Source organism: Daejeonella sp. (assembly GCF_030684675.1).
Taxonomy (GTDB): domain Bacteria; phylum Bacteroidota; class Bacteroidia; order Sphingobacteriales; family Sphingobacteriaceae; genus Daejeonella.
The window spans coordinates 1-24,080 of sequence record NZ_JAUXXZ010000048.1 but is presented as its reverse complement, the minus strand read 5'-3'; the positions used below and the strand labels follow the sequence as shown (position 1 = coordinate 24,080).

The 24,080-nt window shown below is 40.5% G+C and carries 19 protein-coding genes and 1 riboswitch; of the genes, 12 read left to right on the top strand and 7 right to left on the bottom strand.

Annotation, left to right across the window (positions count from 1 at the left end; genetic code table 11):
• The 8 genes from Q8M41_RS10075 (at position 1) to metF (ending at position 11,716) form a co-directional block, all read left to right on the top strand.
• Complete coding sequence (locus Q8M41_RS10075; protein ID WP_305365139.1) at positions 1–3,051, top strand: efflux RND transporter permease subunit; 3,051 nt, start codon at positions 1–3, stop codon at positions 3,049–3,051.
• Positions 3,052–3,138: 87 nt separating this feature from the next.
• Positions 3,139–3,564: a hypothetical protein gene (locus tag Q8M41_RS10070; protein ID WP_305365138.1), complete on the top strand. Its 426-nt coding sequence runs from the start codon at positions 3,139–3,141 to the stop codon at positions 3,562–3,564.
• Between the two features lie 90 nt (positions 3,565–3,654).
• Positions 3,655–4,857 (top strand): glycosyltransferase family 87 protein, encoded by a 1,203-nt coding sequence (locus Q8M41_RS10065; protein ID WP_305365137.1) that lies wholly within the window; start codon positions 3,655–3,657, stop codon positions 4,855–4,857.
• Positions 4,854–5,105, top strand: coding sequence for a glycosyltransferase (locus Q8M41_RS10060; protein WP_305365136.1), 252 nt, complete (start codon positions 4,854–4,856; stop codon positions 5,103–5,105). The genes Q8M41_RS10065 and Q8M41_RS10060 overlap by 4 nt, the downstream gene beginning before the upstream one ends.
• Before the next feature lie 295 nt (positions 5,106–5,400).
• Positions 5,401–6,138, top strand: a complete 738-nt coding sequence (locus tag Q8M41_RS10055) for a Bax inhibitor-1/YccA family protein (RefSeq protein WP_305365135.1) — start codon at positions 5,401–5,403, stop codon at positions 6,136–6,138.
• A 127-nt stretch (positions 6,139–6,265) separates the two neighbouring features.
• Positions 6,266–6,366, top strand: a riboswitch (SAM riboswitch).
• A gap of 161 nt (positions 6,367–6,527) precedes the next feature.
• Positions 6,528–10,202, top strand: a complete 3,675-nt coding sequence (gene metH / locus Q8M41_RS10050; RefSeq protein WP_305365179.1) for a methionine synthase — start codon at positions 6,528–6,530, stop codon at positions 10,200–10,202.
• A 131-nt stretch (positions 10,203–10,333) separates the two neighbouring features.
• Positions 10,334–10,705 carry a four helix bundle protein gene (locus Q8M41_RS10045; protein WP_305365134.1) on the top strand — a complete coding sequence of 124 codons (372 nt, stop codon included), beginning with the start codon at positions 10,334–10,336 and terminating at the stop codon, positions 10,703–10,705.
• 54 nt (positions 10,706–10,759) lie between these two features.
• Entirely contained in the window at positions 10,760–11,716 is a 957-nt protein-coding gene (gene metF, locus Q8M41_RS10040) for a methylenetetrahydrofolate reductase [NAD(P)H] (RefSeq protein WP_305365133.1), read from the top strand.
• Positions 11,717–11,948: 232 nt separating this feature from the next.
• Here metF and thrC read toward each other — a convergent pair whose 3' ends face one another.
• The 3 genes from thrC to thrA form a co-directional block, all read right to left on the bottom strand.
• Positions 11,949–13,253: a threonine synthase gene (thrC, locus tag Q8M41_RS10035; RefSeq protein ID WP_305365132.1), complete on the bottom strand. Its 1,305-nt coding sequence runs from the start codon at positions 13,251–13,253 to the stop codon at positions 11,949–11,951.
• Complete coding sequence (locus tag Q8M41_RS10030; RefSeq protein ID WP_305365131.1) at positions 13,253–14,188, bottom strand: homoserine kinase; 936 nt, start codon at positions 14,186–14,188, stop codon at positions 13,253–13,255. The genes thrC and Q8M41_RS10030 overlap by 1 nt, the downstream gene beginning before the upstream one ends.
• A 70-nt stretch (positions 14,189–14,258) precedes the next feature.
• Entirely contained in the window at positions 14,259–16,715 is a 2,457-nt protein-coding gene (gene thrA / locus Q8M41_RS10025; RefSeq protein WP_305365130.1) for a bifunctional aspartate kinase/homoserine dehydrogenase I, read from the bottom strand.
• Positions 16,716–17,057: 342 nt separating this feature from the next.
• Between thrA and rsgA the strand changes: the two genes are divergently transcribed.
• The 4 genes from rsgA to Q8M41_RS10005 all read left to right on the top strand — a co-directional run bounded on the left by rsgA (position 17,058) and on the right by Q8M41_RS10005 (position 19,923).
• On the top strand, positions 17,058–17,978 hold the full coding sequence (gene rsgA / locus Q8M41_RS10020; protein ID WP_305365129.1) for a ribosome small subunit-dependent GTPase A: 921 nt from the start codon (positions 17,058–17,060) through the stop codon (positions 17,976–17,978).
• Between the two features lies 1 nt (position 17,979).
• The gene (gene dtd, locus Q8M41_RS10015) at positions 17,980–18,432 is read left to right on the top strand and encodes a D-aminoacyl-tRNA deacylase (protein ID WP_305365128.1); all 453 of its coding nucleotides are present in this window, start codon (positions 17,980–17,982) and stop codon (positions 18,430–18,432) included.
• 17 nt (positions 18,433–18,449) lie between these two features.
• Positions 18,450–18,776, top strand: a complete 327-nt coding sequence (locus tag Q8M41_RS10010; protein ID WP_305365127.1) for a nucleotide pyrophosphohydrolase — start codon at positions 18,450–18,452, stop codon at positions 18,774–18,776.
• Between the two features lie 319 nt (positions 18,777–19,095).
• Positions 19,096–19,923, top strand: coding sequence for a KilA-N domain-containing protein (locus Q8M41_RS10005; RefSeq protein ID WP_370870472.1), 828 nt, complete (start codon positions 19,096–19,098; stop codon positions 19,921–19,923).
• A 77-nt stretch (positions 19,924–20,000) separates the two neighbouring features.
• On the opposite strand, the gene Q8M41_RS10000 is transcribed toward Q8M41_RS10005, so the two are convergent.
• The 4 genes from Q8M41_RS10000 to Q8M41_RS09985 all read right to left on the bottom strand — a co-directional run bounded on the left by Q8M41_RS10000 (position 20,001) and on the right by Q8M41_RS09985 (position 23,771).
• Positions 20,001–20,717, bottom strand: coding sequence for a 2-phosphosulfolactate phosphatase (locus Q8M41_RS10000; RefSeq protein ID WP_305365125.1), 717 nt, complete (start codon positions 20,715–20,717; stop codon positions 20,001–20,003).
• A gap of 20 nt (positions 20,718–20,737) precedes the next feature.
• A complete protein-coding gene (gene gcvT, locus Q8M41_RS09995) occupies positions 20,738–21,814 on the bottom strand; it encodes a glycine cleavage system aminomethyltransferase GcvT (RefSeq protein ID WP_305365124.1) in 1,077 nt (358 codons plus the stop codon).
• Positions 21,815–21,888: 74 nt separating this feature from the next.
• Positions 21,889–22,503 (bottom strand): ribonuclease HII, encoded by a 615-nt coding sequence (locus Q8M41_RS09990; RefSeq protein ID WP_305365123.1) that lies wholly within the window; start codon positions 22,501–22,503, stop codon positions 21,889–21,891.
• A 23-nt stretch (positions 22,504–22,526) separates the two neighbouring features.
• Complete coding sequence (locus Q8M41_RS09985) at positions 22,527–23,771, bottom strand: PP2C family protein-serine/threonine phosphatase (protein ID WP_305365122.1); 1,245 nt, start codon at positions 23,769–23,771, stop codon at positions 22,527–22,529.
• Positions 23,772–24,080 lie beyond the last annotated feature (309 nt).

Below are 24,080 nucleotides of genomic sequence, written 5' to 3'. Positions count from 1 at the left end.
ATGAAGAACTTCTTTATCTCTTATAGAAATCCACTGACTGTTGTTTTAGTGCTCATCTTAGCGGGCGGCCTGTTTGCTTACAAGCAAATGAAAACATCCCTGTTCCCCGAGATCACATTCCCTAAGATAAAGGTAATTGCTGATGCCGGCTTACAGCCGGTCGATAAAATGATGGTTACGGTAACACGTCCATTGGAAAATGCGATAAAACAAGTTCCTGATTTAAAATTGATCCGGAGCATTACCAGCCGGGGCAGCTGTGAAATATCAGCCTTTATGGATTGGAAAGCTGATATTGATATTAGCCAGCAACGTATAGAAAGCAAAATAAGCCAACTCCGTAATACGCTCCCTCCCGGAGTTAGTATTGTAACAGAGAAGATGAACCCATCTATTTTACCTGTAAGCGGGTACACCCTGGAAAGCCATAACAAGTCGCCTATTGAGCTTAAGCAGATAGCTACTTTTACGATTAAGCCATTCCTTTCACAAGTAGATGGAGTTTCAGAAATTAGAGTTATAGGCGGTAAAACCAAGGAGTATTGGATAAAGCTGAACAGCCAGAGAATGAGCGCGCTTTCTATTACTCCGGAGATGATTGATCTGACGTTAAGGTCGACAAACTTTGTCACCTCTAACGGCTATTTATCCGATTATAAATTCCTCTATCTTACCATCACAGATGCAACAATAACCAATAAAGAGGATCTCCAAAACCTGATCATTTCAAATAAGGGCAAGAGGATAGTCCGGATAAAAGACATTGCTGAGGTACAAATTACAGAAGGAGTAGAATACACAAAAATAAATGCAAATGGCCGGGATGCGATTTTAATTGCAATAGTCAAACAACCGAATTCAAATCTCGTTGATCTTTCTTCCCAAATGGAGAAAAAAATAGAAGGTCTTCGCAAAATATTACCACCGGGGGTGAGTATTAATCCATATTACGTTCAGGCAGATTTTGTGAATGAGTCGGTTAAAAGTGTTACGGATAGTTTATGGATAGGTTTAGGTCTGGCTATTTTGGTGGCCATTGTTTTCTTACGATCACTTAAAGCCAGTGCAACCATACTGATCATTATTCCAATTACGCTGGCTCTCACCTTAATTGTATTATACGCCACAGGTGCTACCTTTAATATCATGACTCTTGGAGCCATTGCCGCAGCTATAGGGTTAATTATTGATGATGCGATAGTTGTTGTAGAACAAATTCACCGGACCAATGAAGAGCATCCGGATGAGCCAACTACCACACTTTTACAGAAAGCAATCGCTTACCTGTTTCCAGCTATGCTTGGTTCGTCTATTAGTACGATCGTGATTTTTATCCCATTTGCACTGATGACGGGAGTAGCGGGAGCTTACTTTAAAGTAATGACAGACACCATGATCATAACTCTGGTCTGTTCTTTCTTTGTAACCTGGATAGGCCTGCCGGTGGTGTATCTGTTATTGACAAAAAATAGCGGCAGCCATAAAATTGAAAGCAAAGAAACCTCCGTTCACAAGGTTAAAAACCAGGGATGGGTTTCCTTTTTTATTTTAAGGCCCTGGATCAGTACGGTTGCCGTACTGGTACTCATCGTGTCTATCGTGCTGATTTTACCCAGGTTACAAACAGGTTTTTTGCCCGCAATGGATGAAGGAAGTATTGTTTTAGACTATAATTCCCCGCCAGGCACTTCACTGGAAGAAACTGACAGAATGCTGCGTGAGGCAGAGAAAATCATCGTTAAAGTTCCTGACGTGGAAGCGTATTCCAGGCGTACCGGTACGCAAATGGGTTTTTTCATTACCGAACCTAACAGAGGTGATTATTTAATACAGCTAAAGAAAAACAGAAAAAAAACTACCGAAGAGGTAATTAATGAATTAAGGCAAAAAATACAGGCCTCACAGCCCGCCCTGACTATTGATTTTGGGCAAGTGATTACCGATATGCTGGGAGATTTAATGAGCTCTGTGCAGCCTGTTGAAATTAAAATTTTTGGTAGGGACAAGCAAAAATTGCAACAGTTATCTAAACAAGTTGCAGCTATTGTAACTAATATTAAAGGAGCAGCAGATGTTTTTGATGGGATTGTTATAGCCGGCCCTTCTATTAATATTAAGCCTAACAGTGCGGCGCTCGCTCAATATGGATTAAGTCCGGCAAGTTTCCAAACCCAGTTCCAAACAGCTCTTCAAGGCAATTTAGGCGGTGAAATTTTTGAAAAGGAGCAACTTTCCCCCATCCGTATAGTATACCCGGAAAGCAGAAAATTTGGTATTTCTAATATCGGTAAGATACCTGTGTTCTTGCCGAATGGCAGCATCATACCGATTACCCAACTGGCAGCTGTTTCAGTTAGATCCGGGGAAGCAGAAATTGAGCGGGAGAACCTGCAATCTATGGGCGTGGTTACTGCCCGGTTAGATAACCGTGATCTGGGTAGCGTGATAAAAGACATTCAGCTAAACGTGGGAACAAAAATACATTTGCCTCCCGGTTATCACATTCAATATGGTGGGGCTTATGCAGAACAGCAGCAATCCTTTAAAGAACTGTTCATCATATTGATTACATCCAGCCTATTGGTTTTTGGAGTTATTCTCTTTTTATTCAAAGAGTTTAAAATAGCCTTTCTGATACTTTTAGTTGCAGTTTTAGGGATTTCCGGAAGTTATCTGGCCCTATTCTTAACCAATACCCCATTAAATGTAGGAAGTTATACCGGCTTAATTATGATAGTAGGAATTATAGGTGAAAATGCCATTTTTACCTATCTGCAGGTTAAAGAATCATTACACACAAAAAGTGTTGATGAAGCGATCATCTTTTCTATTTCTACCCGTTTACGGCCTAAATTAATGACAGCGCTGGGAGCCATCATTGCCCTTTTGCCACTCGCCCTTGGAATTGGTGCCGGCGCACAACTTCATCAGCCGCTAGCTATTTCTGTAATTGGCGGCTTTCTTGTAGCATTACCATTGCTGTTGATTGTGTTACCTACTGGGATGAGGCTCGTTCAACGAAGCACGGAAGTTTTTGAAGCTGCTAACTAGGTTGTTCGTTTATTAAAGTTGCTAAGCGCGAAAGTTTTCAGAAAAACTCATTGAAAGGTAGCGGTAATCCCGTACTGGTACACCCGGATGAGCCATATCAAATATCAGGAAGTAGCGGCAAGCTACTTTGAACAAACCCATGGTGAAGCTTTGGAGACTTTATTGCGCATCCACCTTCAGAAAATCCTCAGATTTGGATATTATTTTGTCATAATACTTGAAGAAAGCTTTATTTTGCGGATTCTGTTTTCAATTACTTGTATTTTAATTCCAACTCAAATTTCGTTTGCTCATAAAACCCTGCATCTAAAGGACTTTATAAGCGACAGTGTGGTTTCCAGATACGGCAGCATTTTTGGATTTCACTTAAAGATCCTTGGCGAAACTTACAGAAAGAAATCGGCTGTAGGTATGCGATTACCGGTTATAAAAATATCTGACATTTTGAGCGGTTTAACGCCTACACAGCTCAGGGGTGGCAATCAATCCCGTTCACTACGGTGGATAATGTGATTCCATATTTATGTTCCTGAGAGTCCAATTAGGCTCCGAAGTTCTCGACTTGTTTTAATATATTGAACTTGAATATTATTTAACGCTCTTATGTTCACCAGACTTGGCACAGCTTTACAAGGGCTATCGTGGCAAAAGCCCTTGCAAGTTCTTAAAAATCATAATTTTATTCTTTTTCTCTGGCTGCTCATAGCCACCATTACTTCAATTAAGCAATACTTTCTTAATTCTTATAATAACTTCAATATTTATAAGTTCACCTTCTACCATGCACTCGAAGGCTTGAATTTATCTAAGGCATACCCGGCCGAGCATCTTGACACAAATCATTATGGACCTTTATTTAGCTTGCTAATTGTCCCCTTCGCCCTTCTACCCGATTTTCTTGGACAAGTAACTTGGCAATTGTCGAATGTCCTATTCTTGTATTATGCTGTTAAACAACTACCCCTCGATGATCGAAAGATCAGTTTTATATATTGGATAATTCTAAACGAATTGATTACCGCGATGCTAAGTTTTCAATTTAACATCTCGATCACGGCCATCATCATTCTTTCCTATGCGCTTATAGAAAAACGAAAAAATTTCTGGGCGGCTTTTTTTATATTATTTGGAACATTTATAAAACTGTATGGAATTGTAGGACTTGCATTTTTTTTCTTTGTCAAGGATAAACCAAAATTTGTCTTGTATTGCATTGTCTGGGGTGGCATATTATTTCTGCTACCCATGATATTCTTTACCCCGCAATACATACTTCAAAGCTATTTCGATTGGTATTCATCCCTCATGGAAAAACAGTCGCTGAATGCTTCCCTTACTTCCATGCAAGACATCTCCTTAATGGGTATTGTTAGAAGAATAAGCGGTATCGCGGCTATTCCTAATTTACCTTTCCTTGTTTGCGGCATATTAGTGTTTGCTCTACCCTATCTCAGAATAAAAGAGTACGGATCCAGCCTATTCAGGCTTCATTATCTGGCATCAGTTTTAATCTTTACCGTGATATTTAGTAATTCTTCAGAATCTCCTACCTATATTATTGCGTTTGCAGGAGTCGCAATATGGTTTGTTCTGCAATCTGCCTCCATAAAGCCGGTTTTCATATTTCTGTTTATTTTAGCACTGGTGCTTACCAGCCTTTCTCCGACGGATATTTTTCCGCGATTTATCAGAAATGAATACATCAGACCCTACTCGCTAAAAGCGTTCCCCTGCGTACTGATCTGGTTTGTGATATCCTATCAGTTAATGACGCAAAAGTTTTCCCTAAAAATTGGCTCTGTATGAAAAAGCTTGTGTCAATAGTCATTCCTGCACATAATGAACAGGATAATATTATCGAAATCCTCGAACGAATCGACAACGTTTTTGTCTCATCTATTTATAATTATGAAATTTTGCTGATCGATGATGGATGCACTGATAATACCTTATCGATTATTAAAGTAGCTGCTCAAGAAAAGCCAAACATTTTTTATATCGAATTGTCGCGAAATTTCGGACATCAGGTAGCCCTGAAAGCAGGCCTGGACTAGTCTAATGGAGATTGTGTAATTTCATTAGACGCCGACTTACAGCACCCACCTGAACTCTTTGGCGAATTGTTGGACTTCAGACTTCAGGTCAGATAAAAGAAGCACTGGAACTTGCAATCAGTAATGAAACTGTACGTATCGCTTCCATAGTATTCGTAGATGACTGGATCGACCGCGGTTATACGGATGAACAAGACCGTGGTCAAAAACTGAAAGCTGAAAGGAGGTGTGTACTTTTACATTAGTATAACATCAGAACAAATCATTTTTATTATATTCGGAAAAACCAAATATCATGTCAGAAAAAGAAACAGTCTACCAGTATACTAACGAACCGATAGTTCAGCGTGGAGGTGCCATTACCTCTGCAAATTTTCTGCCGAATGTATTTCTTTGGATGTTCATAGCATTAGGCCTGTCTGCAGGTTTTGCCTATTTCTTCTCCAATGATGAAGCCTTGCTCAGCATGCTGATCGACCCGATAAATGGAGGCAGAACCACTTTAGGTACGATTGCCATGTTCGCTCCACTGGCCTTTGTGTTGGTCATGTCCTTTGGAATGAACCGTCTTTCTTTCCCTGCATTGGCTCTGATTTTCGTTCTTTATTCTGCCGCAACCGGCATAAGCTTGAGCTATATTTTGCTTATTTATACCTCATCATCTGTCCTGGGCTGCTTTATTTCTGCATCCCTGCTTTTTGCCGTCATGGCTTTCGCCGGATACACTACCGAAACTGATCTGACAAAATTCGGCTCCATTCTGATGATGGCTTTGGTTGGAATTATAATTGCCAGTATCGTAAACTTCTTTTTGGGCAGCAGTCAATTAGATTATATCATCAGTTTTATTGGCGTAGCCTTATTTGTAGGATTAACTGCCTATGACATGCAGCGCCTGAAAAGAATAGCCGCCGGTATCGAATATGGTGATGCATCTGCCAATAAAATGGTAATCATGGGCGCCTTAACCCTTTATCTGGATTTTATCAACTTGTTTTTGATGCTGCTTCGCCTATTCGGAAGCAGGAAGTAAGTTGTGTTACCTGTTGGCGGTTATCTGTTAACAGGTAACTGATTTCAGGTAACTGATTTCAGGCAACTGACAACAGGTAACTGTTAACTCAATTTGCATTTCACCAAAATATCTTGCATTTTTGCACTGCTTATTCAGAAAGATGGAGGGATTAGACCCTGAGAAATCTTAGCAACCTGTGCTAATAAGGTGCTACATTCTATCCGCCCAAGGCGGAACAGATAAGTGAGAGTCAATAAATACCGACTTTTCGAAGATAAGCCGTTTTGAGTATCAAGTATCAAGAGCCAAGAATCTAGATAGGGACTGGAGTGTTTTTGTGCGTCCAGCCTGAAACCTGATACCTGATACCCAAAACTTGATACCTTATACTTGCTACTTGATACTAAATAATGATCAGAGAAGAACTTAAAAAAAGAATACTGGTAATTGATGGTGCTATGGGCACCATGATTCAGCGCTATCAGTTAACAGAAGAAGATTTCAGGGGCGAACGATTTAAAGATCATCCATGTGATGTAAGGGGCAATAATGACCTCCTGAACATTACCCGTCCGGATATCATTAAAGCAATCCATGCTGAATATCTTGAAGCTGGTGCAGATATCATTGAAACGAATACCTTCAGTACGCAACGCATTTCAATGGCCGACTATCAGATGGAGGATCTGTCGTATGAAATGAGTTTCGAAGGTGCACGAATTGCAAAAGAAATAGCCCATGAGTACACACTGAAAAACCCTGATAAACCACGTTTTGTTGCAGGCGCCCTTGGTCCCACAACAAAAATGGCTTCCATGTCGCCGGATGTTAATGATCCCGGTTATCGGGCTGTTACTTTTGACGAACTGGTAGATGCTTACTATGAGCAGGTTAAGGGCCTGATTGAAGGTGGGGCTGATGTATTGCTTTTTGAAACCATCACGGATACACTCATCACCAAAGCTGCCCTTTTTGCTGCCAAGAACTATGAGAATGAGAGCGGCAGAAAGATCGATATCATGATCTCTGGAACGATTACAGATGCCAGCGGAAGAACCTTATCCGGCCAGACCGTTGAGGCATTTTTAAACTCATTAAGTCATGCCAATTTATTGAGTATCGGACTTAACTGTGCATTGGGAGCTAAAGATATGCGTCCGCATATTGAAGAGCTTTCTCAAAAAGCAGCCTGTTTTATTTCAGCTTATCCGAACGCCGGACTTCCGAACGAGTTTGGAGCTTATGATGAACTGCCTCATGAAACTGCCCATTTGGTTGAAGATTTCATGGAGAACGGCTTTGTCAATATTGTCGGAGGTTGCTGTGGTACAACTCCTGAACATATTAAATGTATTGCCGAAAAAGCGGCAAAATTTTCTCCAAGGATACCTGCTTCACCTGAGCCTTATCTCCGGCTTAGCGGACTTGAGCCGGTTACCCTGACTCCCGAGACAAACTTTGTCAATATAGGTGAGCGTACCAATATCACAGGATCTCCGAAATTCTCAAAACTTATCCTTAGTGGTGATTTTGATGCAGCTCTTTCTGTAGCACGTCAGCAGGTTGAAGGCGGTGCTCAGATCATTGACATCAACATGGATGAAGGAATGCTCGACTCTGAAGCAGCAATGGTTAAATTCCTAAATCTGATTGCTTCAGAACCGGATATTTCCAAATTACCTATTATGGTTGATTCCTCCAAATGGACTGTGATTGAAGCCGGATTAAAATGCCTTCAGGGAAAGGGAATTGTGAATTCAATCTCTTTGAAAGAAGGAGAAGAGGCTTTTAAAACTTATGCCGGAAAAATCCGTCAATATGGAGCCGCAGTGGTTGTGATGGCATTTGATGAAGCCGGACAAGCTGATTCATTGGAAAGGCGTAAGGAAATCTGTAAAAGATCGTATGATATCCTGGTTAATGAGGTCAATTTCCCTCCACAGGATATAATCTTTGATCCGAATATTCTGACTGTAGCTACCGGACTGGAAGAGCATAATAATTACGCGGTTGATTTCATTGATGCCACCCGCTGGATCAAACAAAACCTTCGACTTGCCAAGGTAAGTGGTGGAGTAAGTAATATTTCATTCTCTTTCAGGGGGAATAATACCGTCCGTGAGGCCATGCACTCGGCATTCCTTTACCATGCAATTAAAGCCGGACTGGATATGGGTATTGTCAATGCCGGTATGCTTGAGGTGTATGAAGAAATCCCGAAAGATTTGCTGGAATTGGTTGAAGATGTATTACTGAACCGTCGTCCTGATGCCACAGAACGCCTGGTAGATTTTGCCGAAACTATTAAAACCAAGGGTAAGGTTATTGTGAAGGATGAGGCATGGCGTAATAGCAGTGTCGAAGAACGCTTATCCCACTCACTGGTAAAAGGCATCATCGACTATCTGGATGATGATGTTGAAGAAGCACGTCAAAAATACGCTAAGCCTCTTGAGGTTATTGAAGGACCCTTAATGGACGGAATGGGTATTGTAGGTGATTTGTTCGGTCAGGGTAAAATGTTCCTTCCGCAGGTAGTAAAATCGGCTAGGGTAATGAAGAAAGCTGTAGCTTACTTATTACCATTTATAGAGGAAGAAAAACTTAATAATGCCGACAGCAACCAGCGTAAAAATGCAGGAAAAGTATTACTGGCAACAGTAAAAGGCGACGTTCATGACATTGGTAAAAACATTGTCGGGGTTGTTTTGGCCTGTAATAATTTCGAGGTCATTGACCTTGGAGTAATGGTCCCTGCGCAAAAGATTATTGAAACAGCAAAAGCTGAAAATGTTGACATAATCGGCCTCAGCGGGCTAATCACACCATCTTTGGATGAAATGGTTCATTTCGCCAAAGAAATGGAAAGGGAAGGATTTACGATTCCATTGATTATTGGTGGTGCAACTACTTCCAGGATTCATGCAGCTGTGAAAGTGGCTCCAAATTATTCAGGTCCATCCGTACATGTTCTTGATGCTTCAAGAAGTGTAACGGTATGCAGTACCCTGATGAGTGATGAAAACCGTGGGGAATACATTACAAACATTCATAATGAATATTCAAAAGCAAGAGAGGCTCATTTAAATAAAAAATCAGATAAGCGTTTTAAAACAATCGCTGAGGCAAGGGCTGGCAAGTTCCAAATTGATCTGAATGCGGCTGTTGCACCAAAACCGACTTTCCTTGGAACCAGGGCATTTGTTGATTTTTCTCTTGAAGAATTGGTACCCTATATCGACTGGACGCCATTCTTCCATACCTGGGAATTGAGAGGAAGCTACCCGCGTATATTTGAAGATGCGTTTGTAGGTGCAGAAGCAAAAAAACTCTATGATGAAGCCAGAACTTTGCTGGATAAAATCATTGCAGATAAATCTCTGACAGCAAAAGGGGTGATCGGTTTCTGGCCGGCAAATTCTGTTGGTGATGATATCGAGCTATATACCGACGAGAGCAGAACTCAGGTTTACAGAACCATTCATACACTTCGGCAACAGGCAGAGAAAGCGGCCAGTGAGTCATATTATGCCCTTTCAGACTTTATAGCTCCAAAAGAATCCGGCATTGCTGATTACTGGGGTGGATTTGCGGTTACCACGGGTATAGGCTGTGATGAACTGGTTGCAGAGTTTGAAAAGAATTACGATGATTATAACAGTATCATGGTAAAAGCCCTGGCAGATCGCCTTGCTGAAGCATTTGCAGAGCGCATGCATGAACTGGTTAGAAAAGAATTCTGGGCCTATTCGAATGATGAATCACTTAGTTCTGAAGATTTGATTAAGGAAAAATACACAGGTATTCGTCCGGCACCGGGATATCCCGCCTGTCCGGATCATACCGAAAAAGCAACCCTATTCGAAATTCTTGATGCAGAAAATGCAACCGGTATTCGTTTAACAGAGAGCTTTGCAATGTATCCTACCGCAGCAGTCAGCGGTTATTATCTTGCTCATCCGCAATCACGCTATTTCGGATTAGGCAAAATCAGCAAGGATCAGGTAGAAGATTATGCCCTTCGTAAAGGGATGACAGTAGAGGAAACGGAGCGGTGGTTGAGCCCGAATTTAGGATACTAATAGTTATCAGTTAGCTGTTATCGGTTACCTGTAAGAGTTAGTAAATGGTATAAGTTATTGAGTTAACGGCATAAATGGCAGGAAATTGAGTTTTAGATGTAAATTATTCTAAATAATTCAATTTCAGGAATATGTTAAATTCAGGAAAACGCTACAATGATTTAAATGTGTGGTTAGAAGCAAGAAGACTTTCTAAAGATATTTATTCTGTAACGGCTGAATTCCCAAAGGAAGAACAGTTTGGCTTAATTAACCAAATGCGAAGGTCTGCGATTTCAATTCCTTCAAATATTGCTGAAGGATGTGGAAGAAATTATCCAAAGGATAGTATTCAATTCTTCTATATCGCAAGAGGCTCTATTTATGAATTAGAAACTCAACTGTATCTTAGATTTGACTTAGAATACATAGAAGATGTAAAACTTAATCAACTTTTAATATTAACTGAAACCACAAGGAAATTACTAAGTGGTTTTATTAAATATTATCAGCAAATAAAATAGGGACAACAATTATTCAACAGATAACAGGCAACTGATAACTGATAACTAATAGGAATGAAAATCACCGATCACATAAAAAACGCCAAGGGCAAAACACTTTTCTCTTTCGAGTTGCTTCCTCCTTTAAAAGGGCAGAGTATACAGGGTATTTATGATGCCATAGATCCGCTGATGGAGTTTAAGCCTCCATTCATTGATGTAACCTATCACAGAGAAGATTATATCTATAAGCAGCATGAAAGTGGCCTCCTGGAAAAGGTCTCATATCGTAAACGCCCGGGAACTGTAGCCATTTGTGCTTCGATTATGAACCGGTACAATGTGGATGCTGTGCCCCACCTGATTTGCGGAGGGTTTACTAAAGAAGAAACTGAAAACACCCTGATCGACCTGCAGTTTTTGGGTATAGATAATGTTCTGGTTTTACGAGGTGATGCCCGCCATGCAGATTCAGGATTTATTCCTACACCAGGGGGACATGCCTACGCAACTGAACTACTAGAGCAGGTGGCTAATATGAATAATGGGGTTTATCTTCATGAGGATTACGATACTGCCTATAAGACAAAATTCTGTATCGGTGTAGCCGGTTATCCTGAAAAGCACTTTGAAGCACCAAACATGAAAACAGACTTCGGCTTTCTGAAAAAGAAAGTTGAGATGGGTGCCGAGTTCATTGTGACACAGATGTTTTTCGACAATTCCAAATATATTGAATTTGTAGCGCTATGCCGTGAAAATGGAATAAACGTTCCAATTATACCAGGTTTGAAACCGATTACTTCATCCAAACAATTAATCAGCCTGCCGAAAATTTTCCATATCGATTTGCCGGAAGAATTAAGTGAAGCTGTTCAAAAGTGCAAATCTGAAAAAGAGGTTAGGGAAGTTGGAATTGAGCATATGATCGCTCAATGTAAAGAACTGATGAAAGTTGGAGCACCGGTATTGCACTTTTATACGATGAGTAATCCTGGTCCGACGAAGAGAATTGCTGAAGCTATTTTTTAAAAAAATCAAACAGACCGAATGATTTCCGAAATTCGGTTAAGTACTTGCTATATTTAATTGGATTATAGAAAATCCTCTTAAACAGCAGGTTAAAAAAGATTCATATTTCTATAGAAATATCCGTTTGATCAATCAGATCTACCGTTAGCTAATTTTCCTATACACTATTATAGAGTTTTTGTAAATTAAGCTAACGCTGACAGGGTTTAAAACCCTGTCAGCGTTAAGCCTTTTACCCCAGCAAATAAGCCTTAAACCTTTCAAAATCATTTCCAAGACTTGCAGAAATCCTTTCCTTGCCTTCAAGTTCCTTTACCTGTACCGGAATATCTATTTCGGCTGCAATCTCTGCAGGGAAAATATCGGGAAATTTACAAGGATGAGCTGTAGATAAAAACACACCCGCCACATCATCAGAAGTATGCTCAGTCATCCATTTCTTTAAAGCCAGCCAGGCAATAGCGGTATGCGGACACATGATATAGCCATGCTCCATGTGTACCTGCTTTATTGCTTCAAGGGTTTCTTCATCACTAAAACTATAGGCGCTTAGCAAATTTCCAAGCAAGCTTCGGTCTCCGCCAAACATATCCATAATCCTTACCCAGTTACTCGGATCGCCCACATCCATCGCATTTGACCAGGTCTGGACACTTGGCTTAGCCTTATACACTCCAGTTTGGAGGAAAACCGGCACTGTATCATTAACATTTGTTGCAGCCAAAAATGCCTTCACAGGCAGACCCATCTTCCATGCGAGCAAACCCGCTCCAATATTGCCAAAATTACCACTCGGGACAGAAAATACCACTTCCTTATACCCCATTCGCTGAATCTGTGCATACGCATTAAAATAATAGAATGTCTGTGGGATTAGCCTTGAAATATTGATAGAATTGGCAGATGTCAGGCGAAACTTCTCTTTCAGTTCAGGATCATTAAATGCCCGCTTTACCAGAGCCTGGCAATCATCAAAGGTACCATCGATCTCTATCGCACGAATATTTTGTCCGTTAGTAGTTAATTGAAATTCCTGAATCGGACTTACCTTACCCTTTGGAAATAAGATAGTTACCCTGACGTTAGGTACACCCAGAAAACCCAGTGCCACTGCTCCACCCGTATCTCCCGATGTAGCTACGAGTACATCTAACTGCTTCTCACCCTCCTTCAGAAAATAACTCATCACCCGGCTCATAAACCTGGCACCGAAATCTTTGAAAGCCAGTGAGGGACCATGAAAAAGTTCCAGAACGTTTATACCCTTCGAAATTTCAATAACAGGTGCATCGAAATTAATCGCATCATCAATAATAGCCTTCAGATCTGACTCAGGAATTGCATTATTCAGGATAGCTTTAGATACCCGGAAAGCAATTTCAGGCAGGCTATATTTGTGCAGATCTGCAATAAATTCAGGATCAAGCACCGGGATATTTACCGGCATGTATAAACCCTTATCTGCGGGTAAACTATTGAATACCCCTTCTTTAAAAGGAACTCTTAAATCTTTATTATTGGTACTATATAAAATCATTAATCTAAAATTATTGGCCCCTGAGCATTAATCGGCGACCTGTATGCAATACTTTCTGTATCCAGCCATCTGAAATGTGCCTGCAATTTTTCATTGATCCGGCGGGCATCATCATCATTTCTGGTAAATGTGAAAACTGAAGGTCCTGAACCTGAGATTCCGAAACTCAGCGCTCCATTTTCCATTGCAATTTCTCTTAATCTGTAAAAATCAGGGATAAGGATCGACCTCACTGGCTCGACAATCACATCCTTCATGCTCCTCGCAATCAGGTCTATGTTTTTGGTATATAAGCCGCTAACTAATCCGGCAACATTTCCCCACTGAACCACCGCATCTTTCAACAATATCTTGCTCCTTATGATCTGCCTTGCATCGCGGGTCGGCACATCTACCTGCGGAAAAACAATGGAGCAATAAAGTTCTTCTGGAAATGGAAGCTGAATAATATCGAGTGGTTCATAGCTGCGGATCAGGACAAAACCTCCAAGCAGCGCCGGTGCCACATTATCAGCATGTCCATATCCACAGGCCAGCTCCTCTCCCTTCATAGCAAAAGGAACCAACTCCATTTTTGTCAGAGGGCTATCCATCAGCATATTGATTGCAAATAAGCCAGCAACTGTACTGGCAGAGCTTGATCCCAATCCGCTGCCAATCGGCATTTTCTTATTCAATTCGATCTCCACTCCCACATCGGATCGCCCGATATGATTCAGAAAATGCTGCACGCTCACACTAACCGTATTCTTCGCCGGATCATAAGGCAGACGTCCATCATCACCACTTATTTTTGTGATAATTACTCCTGGTTCATCCCTGAAACGCATGATCACCTCATCACCAGGTGCATTCACTGCGAAACCCAATACATCGTAACCGCAAACCACATTGGCTACTGTTGCAGGTGCAAAAACTTTTACTGATCTATTCATACTTGTATACTGTCTCCTGAGAATCCCGCTTAAGCCGAACGATCAAAAATATTAAAATAATCAGGTGCTATCAGAATTTATTGGCACCAACATGAACAATATCTGCAAACACTCCTGCTGCGGTAACCTCCGCACCTGCACCCGGACCTTTAACTACCATCGGTCTTTCTTTATAGCGATCGGTAATAAATGAAATTATATTATCACTTCCCGATAGGGCATAAAAAGGATGCGTATCATCCACCATCTGGAGTCCGATCTTCACCTTGCCATTCTCAAGTTTACCAATATACCTGAGTACTTTCTTTCCATTTTCTGCCTGCTTTTTCATGTCTTCAAAAAAGTTGTTCTCTGCCTGCAATGTTCTGTAAAAATCATCCACAGTCTCAGCATTGAGGCATGATTCAGGAAGCATGCTTTCAATCTCAACATCTGCAGCTTCAAGCTCATACCCGGCATCGCGTGCAAGAATCAGCATCTTTCTCATAAAATCAGTACCGCGAAGGTCATCACGAGGATCGGGTTCAGTATAGCCCTTATCTTGAGCTTGCTTCACAATATCGTGGAATGTGATATCACCCTTATAGTTATTAAAAATGTAAGAAATAGTTCCTGAAAGTATCGCTTCAATACTCAGAATCCGATCTCCACTTATCATCAGGTCTTTTAATGTCTTCACGATAGGAAGGCCTGCTCCAACATTGGTTTCATAGAAGAAATCTACCCCATGCACTCTTGCAGTATCCCTGAACAGCTTGTACTGTTCGAATGAAGAAGAATTACCAATCTTATTGCAGGTTACAATAGAAATGTTTGAGCTGAATATCTCCTGGTAAAACTCAATGGGTTTTAAACTTGCTGTATTATCTGCAAAAACACAGTTTGGAAGGTTCATTGATTTCATTCTCTGTACAAAATGCGAAAGATCAGCCGGTTCACCCTCCTTCTGCAGCGTGTCCTGCCAATTTTCAAGTTCAATACCTTCTGCATCAAAAATCATCTTGCGGGTATTACCGATGCCGACAACTTTGATCTGTATTCCATTATGCTTTTGAAGGAAATCCTTGTGTTCCAATAATTGTTTGAACAAAGTGGTTCCAATATTTCCGGTTCCAAGACAGAACACGTGCAAGGTTTTATTTAATTCAACAAAGAAGGCATCATGAACCGCATTGAGGCCTTTATTCAAATCCTCCCTTGAGATCACAACCGAAATATTGTATTCTGAAGATCCTTGAGCAATTGCCCTGACATTGATTCCGTTACGTCCCAAGGCGTGAAAAAGCTTTCCGGAAATCCCCGGAGTTTGTTTCATATTTTCTCCTACGATTGCAAGAACCGAAAGACCCTGCTCAAAAACAGGTGCCTCAATCTTTTTAGCAAGCAGCTCCAGCTCAAATTCCTGCTCTATCAAATGCTGAGCTCTTGCCGCATCAGAAGGGTGTATTGCAAAAGTAATGCTATGTTCTGAAGAAGATTGGGTGATCAGAATAACATTGATCTGCTCACGTGCCAGCAAGGAAAATAATCGACCACTGAATCCTGCCTTTCCTACCATACCACTACCTTCAATATTGATAATACTGATATCATTAATTGAAGAAATTCCTTTGATTGCCAGGCCCGAATTTTCACAATCATGTTTGATCACAGAACCCGGAAATTCAGGTTCAAAAGTATTCCGGATTACAATCGGAATTTTCTTCATGAAGGCGGGGATCATTGTTGGCGGGTATATAACTTTTGCTCCAAAGAATGAAAGCTCCATTGCCTCGGTATAGGAAAGTTCAGGCAATGAAAATGCCTTTTTTACCATCCTGGGATCTGCAGTCATCATTCCATTCACATCAGTCCAGATCTCAATCTCCTCAGCATTCAGGGCTGAACCAAAAATCGCAGCAGTATAATCACTTCCACCTCTACCCAGCGTTGTTATTCTTCCCTCATCATTACTTGCAATGAAACCAGTAACAAACAGCATTTTACCCTTATTTGTATTGTAGCAGTCTCTGACAAGAAGTTCAGTTAGTTCCATATTCACACGAGCCTGTCCAAAAGAACTGTCTGTTTTAATGACATCTGCTGCATTCACATAAACATCCTCATCTGATTTCTGTCCGGCGATCTTACTGATCATAAATGTTGAACAACGCTCTCCATAACTAAGAACCAGATCCCTTGTACGCGGAGTCAATTCACGCAGGATCATCACTCCCTGCAAGAGATCTTCCAGTTCGTTGAACAGGATACGAAGCTTTGTAAATACCGGATTTTGTTTGGGTACGGCCAATAGTTCTTTGATCACATCAAAATGACGTTCTTCAAGCTCCTTCAATTCGTCACTGAAAGTTCCACCTTGCGCAGCCTTATCTGCCATTGACGACAAAAGATTCGTGACCCCACTCATAGCCGAAAGGACAATAACCGGATTCCCCGATTGCTTCTGTTCCTTTTCAATGATCTGTAATAATTTACTGATCGATTCAACCGATCCAACTGAGGTACCCCCGAACTTTAAAATTTTCATTAGTATATACTTGTTTATATTCCCGCATGTGCGGGATTCTTTGAATTTTTATAAAAAAAAACGCCTTCCCCTTTGTCGGAGGAAGGCGTTTTTGATGTTTTATGTTAAATTTACACCATACATTTACCTTCCCCAAGCATCAGCGTGGTAGTGGTAGTTGTTGTTGTGGTATAAAAAGTTATAATCATTTCTTTTTTATTGTGGCGTAAATAACGGTTTTAATTTTTGAATTCGCAAATTCTTGTGAATTTATTTTAAATAAACATTATTTTTTGCCAAAACGATAATAAATTGATTATATAATTATTGATAATGTAATCAAGGAGTATCTTTAGCGACTAAATGCAGGGACTAATTATAAAATCAACAGGAAGCTGGTATGAAGTTCAAACCGATGAGGGGAGGGCAATAAAATGCCGTATTAAGGGTAAGTTTAGAACGCTGGATATTAAAACTACTAATCCCGTAGCTGTAGGCGACCGTGTCACAGTAGAGCCGGAGCCTGATCAGGAAACCGGACTAATCACTGAACTTGAGCCAAGAAAGAATTATATTATCCGTAAGTCTGTTAACCTGTCAAAGCAGGCGCAGATCATTGCAGCCAATTTAGATCAGGCTTTTCTGATCGTTACCCTGGCTTCTCCCCGAACTTCACCTGGATTTATCGACCGCTTTCTGGTAACTGCCGAAGCCTATGATATTCCGGCGAAATTGATATTTAATAAACTTGACCTGTTTAGTGCTGAAGGTCTGGAGATTTTAAGCCAATACCAGTCCATCTATGAGCAAGCCGGTTACCCCTGTTATAGTGTATCGGCATTAAAAGCGACCAATCTGGATCAGTTAAGGGAACTTTTAAAAGATAGAGTTACGCTTGTCAGCGGTCACTCTGGTGTTGGAAAATCAACGCTGATTAATGCATTATTACCCGGTTATGAGCTCAAAACGGGCGAGATCTCTGATTGGAGCGATAAGGGAAAGCATACCACAACTTTTGCTGAGATGTTCAAGCTGCCTTTCGGCGGATATCTGATTGATACCCCCGGGATACGTGAACTCGGTGTTTTCGATATTGAGAAACAGGAACTCGGTCGTTTGTTTCCGGAAATCAGAAAGCTGATGGATGATTGCCGCTTTAACAATTGCAGGCATATCAATGAACCCGGATGCGCTGTTCTGGAGGCTCTGGAAGATGGCGAGCTCGAACCATCCAGGTATGATAGTTATTTAAGCATTTATAATAATAACGACACAAGAGCATAAGATGAGAGCAATAATTCAGCGGGTCAGCAGTGCATCATGCAGTATTGAAGGAAAGATCAGTGGAGAAATTGGTATGGGCTTTATGATTCTGCTGGGTATTGAAGATAGCGATACCGATGAAGATCTGAGCTGGCTGGCGCAGAAGATCAGCAACATGAGAATATTTTCGGATGAGAATGGTTTGATGAATAAAGCTTTGGCTGATGTTCAGGGGAATATTTTGCTTATCAGTCAGTTTACCCTGTTCGCCTCTACAAAAAAAGGAAATCGCCCCGGATTTACGCGGTCGGCAAAGCCAGATTTTGCAATTCCATTGTATGAAAAAATGATCCGCGAGCTGGGGCAGCTTACCGGGACAAAGATTCAGACCGGGGTTTTCGGTGCAGACATGCAGATCAGCCTGGTGAATGATGGACCGGTCACTATAATCATGGATACCAAATCAAGAGAATAAGTTTAAAAATAATTCTGATGACAATACAGGAAGCACAGGAAAACGTTGACCAGTGGATCAAAACAACCGGGGTTCGCTATTTTAATGAACTAACCAATACCGCTATCCTGATGGAAGAAGTTGGTGAGGTTGCCCGCATCATGGCAAGAAAATATGGGGAACAATCCTTCAAAAAATCAGATGAAGGACATGATCTTGGGGATGAACTGGCCGATGTATTGTTTGTTCTGATCTGCCTGGCCAATCAAACGGGTGTGAACCTAAGCGAAGCACTTGGGAAAAATATGGAAAAGAAAAATATCAGGGATGCCGACAGGCATAAGAATAATGAGAAGTTGAAATAAAGCTCCCCCCGGTGTTCAAAACTAGATAAGAACCACTGGAGTGGTAGATTTAATGGATTATGGGAGCAATAAAATGGTCCAGTTTTTAAACGCATCAAATCAATGAATTTAAAAATGAAGCGCTAAGCTATAGTTTTCAAACTAACCACTCAAAAATTTATTGAGGCTCTTCAAATTAATTTGTACTATTTTCCAATCAAGACTCTGCTACAGCCTTTTACTCATAAAAACATCTCATTAAGACAAGGTCTTTCATTTAATTCTACCTTGTTAAAGAATTTCAATGTCTTAAGGATGGGCAGATAAGCCGCAATTAAAAATGACCATGGCAAAGAATAAAATAATCACTGTAAAAGGAACAGAAATTACAATTATTCAATACAAAGACACCGATTATTTATCAATGACCGATATGGTCAGAAATTTTGAAGATGGGCTAGTGCTCATCGAAAAATGGCTTAGAAATAAAAACACTATTGAATTTATTGGTATTTGGGAGCAAATAAATAATCCTGTTTTTAATTCCCCCGAATTCGAGGGAATTAAAAACGAAGCAGGACTAAACCGCTTTTCACTTTCGGTAAAGAAATGGATTGAAAAAACAAATGCTATCGGACTGATTGCAAAAACAGGCAGATATGGAAGTGGAACTTTTGCGCATAAAGATATCGCTTTTGAATTCGGAAGCTGGCTAAGTGCAGAATTCAAGCTATACCTCATTAAAGAATTCCAACGCCTTAAAGAAGATGAAAACGATCGTTTAAAATTAGAATGGAATCTGCAACGGACATTGACAAAAATAAACTACCATATCCATACTGATGCCATCAAGGACACCCTAATTCCTGCAACTCTAACAAAAGAAAAAATAAATTTTGTTTATGCAGACGAAGCGGATCTGCTGAATATGGCATTGTTTGGCATAACTGCAAAACAGTGGAGAGATACGAACCCAAAACCGGAAGGCAATATTCGGGATTATGCAAATATTAACCAGTTGGTTGTTTTGAGCAATATAGAAAGCATCAATGCTGTCTTAATTCGAAAGGGTTGCAATCAAAGTGAGAGATTGAAACAGCTCAATGAAATTGCTATCTCCCAAATAAAATCATTATTGGGGATTAAAAATTTGAATAAGCTGAAATAGTATTTAAATTATACAATACTTTCTCAGCATTTTAATGGGCATAAGGCTGACAGGGTTTAAAACCCTGTCAGCCTTAATCAAATAACCATTTTAATCAACCTCTCACCATCAAGAACAGGAATCCCTTTGGTGATATTCAGGTTCAGGCAAAACTTAATATCTTCCTCGATGCCCAGCTTTTTCAAGCGCTCACTGTGCGAGGTTTTCTTCAGATAAGTGTTCAGATCATCCTTTGCCATAATATACAGGTCTTCGGAAGCGATACCTGCATCATCCAAAGCATAATTCTCCTCCCTCAGGTAATGAACTACCCCTCCTGCAAACAAAGTATCTTCAAGATTAACCTTATCCTTCCATCCTGAACATAGTAACAGGACATCATTGGGCTGAGTTTTTAGCCAGTCGCAGAGAGCTGAAAGGTTTAAAAAGGAACCTATCACAATTTTATGGGCTCCGCGCGACATGTTAATGGCGTGTGTACCATTGGTTGTAGTCAATACAATTGTTTTACCGCTAACCTTATCTTCAGTATATGAAAAAGGCGAATTACCAAAATCAAAACCATCTACTACCTCACCATTGCGCTCAGCAGCAAGCAGATATTCGGAATGTCTGTAGGATTCACAAGCCTCGATCGTTGCGACTGGAATGATTGATTCTGCCCCATTTTCAATACCATAGCAAATTGACGAAGTTGCCCTGAAAATATCAATTACAACAACAATACTATGTGTGAAATCATGAAGGTGAAGCAGAGCTGGTGTGAGACAAACTTCGAGGTTACGTTTTTGCATTCTTTAGAAAGGGCTGATTATTACTTAAAAGGCATTTTTACTACCCTTGCTAACACTTTATTATCTCTGATCTTTATATAAATATCTGTACCAACCTTTGAAAAGGCTGTTTTAACATAACCCATACCTATGCCCTTTTGCAAGCTTGGTGCTTGAGTACCTGAAGTTACTTTACCAATTACAGTGCCAGCTACATCCACGATCTCATAATCATGACGTGGAATACCTCTTTCGATCATTTCAAATCCAACCAGCTTACGTTCAACTCCATTTTCTTTCTGAGCAGCAAGATTTTCTGAATTGACAAAGTTCTTTGTGAATTTAGTGATCCAACCCAGACCAGCTTCTATCGGCGAGGTTGAATCGTCAATATCATTTCCATAAAGGCAGAAACCCATCTCCAGTCGAAGAGTATCCCTCGCTGCGAGTCCGATGGGCTTGATCCCTAAAGGCTCACCAGCTCTGAAAACTTCATTCCATATGTGTTCAGAATCTTTTTTATCAAAATATAATTCAAAGCCTCCAGCACCCGTATATCCTGTAGCAGATATCAACACATTCTCTATCCCGGCAAACACACCTTTTTTAAATGTATAATAATCCATATCAGCCAGATTAACTTCAGTTAAACTTTGGAGGGCTTCGGCAGCTTTAGGACCCTGAACAGCCAGTAATGTAGTCTGATCTGAAATATTCTTCATGTCTACAGCACCTTTGTTGTACTTTGAAATCCAGTCCCAATCTTTATCAATATTTGAAGCGTTTACAACCAGCATATAGGTTTTTTCATCTATTCGATAGACCAGCAAATCGTCAACTATTCCACCCTGCTCATTAGGGAGACAGGAATACTGAACTTTACCGTCAAAAAGTGTAGAGGCATCATTTGAGCATACCTTTTGGATAAGATCTAGTGCACCCTCCCCCTTCAGGATAAATTCACCCATATGACTCACATCAAATACTCCCACGCCATTTCTGACGGTTTCGTGCTCGATGTTAATCCCACTGTATTGAACAGGCATATTAAATCCGGCAAAAGGCACCATTTTGGCACCAAGTGCAATATGGATATCATTTAAAGCAACACTTTTCATTATTAAGGAGGTATTATTGATTGCGCCAAAAGTAATTAAAAACGATTAAAAGCTAAGCTATAATTTCAGGATAATCAATTCTGTTCAGAAAATAATGCAAGTGTAAGCTGAGGGGCACTGATCCGGAAAGTTTTGCGATGAAAAGGCGACAGTCCATGAGCAATAACCGCATTTCTATGCTTAATAGTTGGGTAACCTTTATTGCTTTTCCAGTCATATTGCGGATATTCTGCTGCCAAATTAAGCATGTATTCATCCCGGTAGGTTTTGGCAAGAATTGAAGCTGCTGCAATTGAATAATACTTACTGTCTCCTTTTATGATGCACTGATGAGTTAAATCCTCAAAGGACTTAAACCTGTTCCCGTCTACAATAATGAATCCCGGACGAATACTGAGTTGCCCAAGTGCAAGATGCATCGCTTTGATTGAAGCCTTCAATATATTGATCTTGTCAATTTCTTCATGATCTACCGATGCCACGGCAAAGGCTATTGCTTCCCGTTCAACCATATCACGGAGTTGAAAGCGGTCTTTTTCATTTATTTTTTTGGAATCGTTAAGCAGAGGATGCGAAAAATTTTCAGGCAAAATTACGGCGGCTGCGAAAACCGGACCGGCAAGGCATCCGCGTCCCGCCTCATCGCAGCCCGCTTCAATATGTTCATGCTGAAAGTACGGTAGAAGCATAATGTCAGTTTATAACGAAATCACTAAGATACCCTTATGGTTAATAGGGTAATATCATCTGAATCCATCTTCGCATTATTCAGACTTTGAATACTCCTTAAAATGTTTTCATTAAGGATATCGACCTCAAGATTACAGCTTTCCAGCAAATGAGAAACAAGCTCCTGATCAGAAATGTACACTTCCTCGTTCGGGCTTTCAACCAGGCCATCAGTATAATTGAAAACTATACTTCCAGAAGTCAGGATTTCCCTGCCCAGATTTATTACCGGAAGGATATCAAAAGCACCGATGATTGTTGTACCCTCTTTTAAAAATTTAACCTTTCCATCCATTATGAGAACCGAAGGGTTATGCCCTGCATTGACATACTGCAGTTCCCTTGTTTGCTCATTATAAAGCCCAAGAAATAAGGTCACGAAGCGTTCCCCGTTAGTATTTGAGTAAACGATCTCATTCAAACGCTCTGTCAGTTTAACAAGATTTCTCTCTACTGAGGCCCAGGCTCTTAAACTGGCCTGTAAATTTGCCATCAGCAAAGCAGCAGAAACCCCCTTTCCTGAGGCATCGGCGATACACCAGAGATACTCATGAGTACCTAACTTAATAAAGTCAAAATAATCGCCACCAATATTCTCATTTGGAAGATAGGTCGCACCAACCTCTACAGCACCCGTTTTAGGTAATCGCCTGGGGATAAGCATCCCCTGAACCTCAACAGCCAGCTCCATATCACGCTGTAAGCGTTCCCTACCTACCCGTTCTTTCAGGAGTTTCTTGTTTTCAAGGGCTACAACGATCACATTGATCAGAGTCTGAATGAAATTGAGATCACTGCGCAGCAGATTCTGACTGGTATCAAAATCTCCAACCAAAACGAAAGCCAAAAGCTCCTGATTGTGAAAAACCGGAACAAAATATTCGTATTTGTTTAATAAGGGATCATCGTGAGACTTCAAAGAAGTAATATTTCTGAAATCAATCAGGGTCTGGCAGGTTTGCTGCAATGTTTTTGCATTTTCAAATTCGCCTCCAAATCGTGTAGCACAGTAAAAATGTTCTCCTTCCTTGATTAAAAGGCGGATCTTCCCAATCTTTAAGTGGACATTCAGAATTACCTCGAGCATCTCGAACAAAACCGAGGAGGGACTGTTTATATTAATAGCCTGAGTAATTTCAAGCAAAGAGTTTAATTCAGCCTGACGTTTTAGCAAGAGTTGAATTAACTCACTTTCATCATTTACTGCTGATATGGGTTTTCTTTGCAAGACTATAAATTGAGGACTGCGACGTTTAAAATTAAGGAATTAATCCAAACTTACAATTATGAATCATCTTGCCGGGCTAGCTGAGAGCTTGCTGATATGTTCCTGGAGTCTTTATCTTCATGTTTAAGTGCTTCTAATCCCAACGCAGGAGGGTCCTCTTCTCAATTCTCAATTGTTTCACTCTCCATTTCCAATTCTCAATTCTCAATTCTCAATTCTCAATTCTCAATTCTCAATTCTCAATTCTCAATTCTCAATTCTCAATTCTCAATTCTCAATTCTCAATTCTCAATTCTCAATTCTCAATTC

Bases quoted from the DNA above. Each gene is read 5' to 3' on its own strand.
- Q8M41_RS10075 (WP_305365139.1), top strand. From the start codon at position 1: ATGAAGAACTTCTTTATCTCTTATAGAAATCCACTGACTGTTGTTTTA.
- Q8M41_RS10070 (WP_305365138.1), top strand. From the start codon at position 3,139: ATGAGCCATATCAAATATCAGGAAGTAGCGGCAAGCTACTTTGAACAA.
- Q8M41_RS10065 (WP_305365137.1), top strand. From the start codon at position 3,655: ATGTTCACCAGACTTGGCACAGCTTTACAAGGGCTATCGTGGCAAAAG.
- Q8M41_RS10060 (WP_305365136.1), top strand. From the start codon at position 4,854: ATGAAAAAGCTTGTGTCAATAGTCATTCCTGCACATAATGAACAGGAT.
- Q8M41_RS10055 (WP_305365135.1), top strand. From the start codon at position 5,401: ATGTCAGAAAAAGAAACAGTCTACCAGTATACTAACGAACCGATAGTT.
- Q8M41_RS10045 (WP_305365134.1), top strand. From the start codon at position 10,334: ATGTTAAATTCAGGAAAACGCTACAATGATTTAAATGTGTGGTTAGAA.
- metF (WP_305365133.1), top strand. From the start codon at position 10,760: ATGAAAATCACCGATCACATAAAAAACGCCAAGGGCAAAACACTTTTC.
- thrC (WP_305365132.1), bottom strand. From the start codon at position 13,253: ATGATTTTATATAGTACCAATAATAAAGATTTAAGAGTTCCTTTTAAA.
- Q8M41_RS10030 (WP_305365131.1), bottom strand. From the start codon at position 14,188: ATGAATAGATCAGTAAAAGTTTTTGCACCTGCAACAGTAGCCAATGTG.
- thrA (WP_305365130.1), bottom strand. From the start codon at position 16,715: ATGAAAATTTTAAAGTTCGGGGGTACCTCAGTTGGATCGGTTGAATCG.
- rsgA (WP_305365129.1), top strand. From the start codon at position 17,058: ATGCAGGGACTAATTATAAAATCAACAGGAAGCTGGTATGAAGTTCAA.
- dtd (WP_305365128.1), top strand. From the start codon at position 17,980: ATGAGAGCAATAATTCAGCGGGTCAGCAGTGCATCATGCAGTATTGAA.
- Q8M41_RS10010 (WP_305365127.1), top strand. From the start codon at position 18,450: ATGACAATACAGGAAGCACAGGAAAACGTTGACCAGTGGATCAAAACA.
- Q8M41_RS10005 (WP_370870472.1), top strand. From the start codon at position 19,096: ATGACCATGGCAAAGAATAAAATAATCACTGTAAAAGGAACAGAAATT.
- Q8M41_RS10000 (WP_305365125.1), bottom strand. From the start codon at position 20,717: ATGCAAAAACGTAACCTCGAAGTTTGTCTCACACCAGCTCTGCTTCAC.
- gcvT (WP_305365124.1), bottom strand. From the start codon at position 21,814: ATGAAAAGTGTTGCTTTAAATGATATCCATATTGCACTTGGTGCCAAA.
- Q8M41_RS09990 (WP_305365123.1), bottom strand. From the start codon at position 22,503: ATGCTTCTACCGTACTTTCAGCATGAACATATTGAAGCGGGCTGCGAT.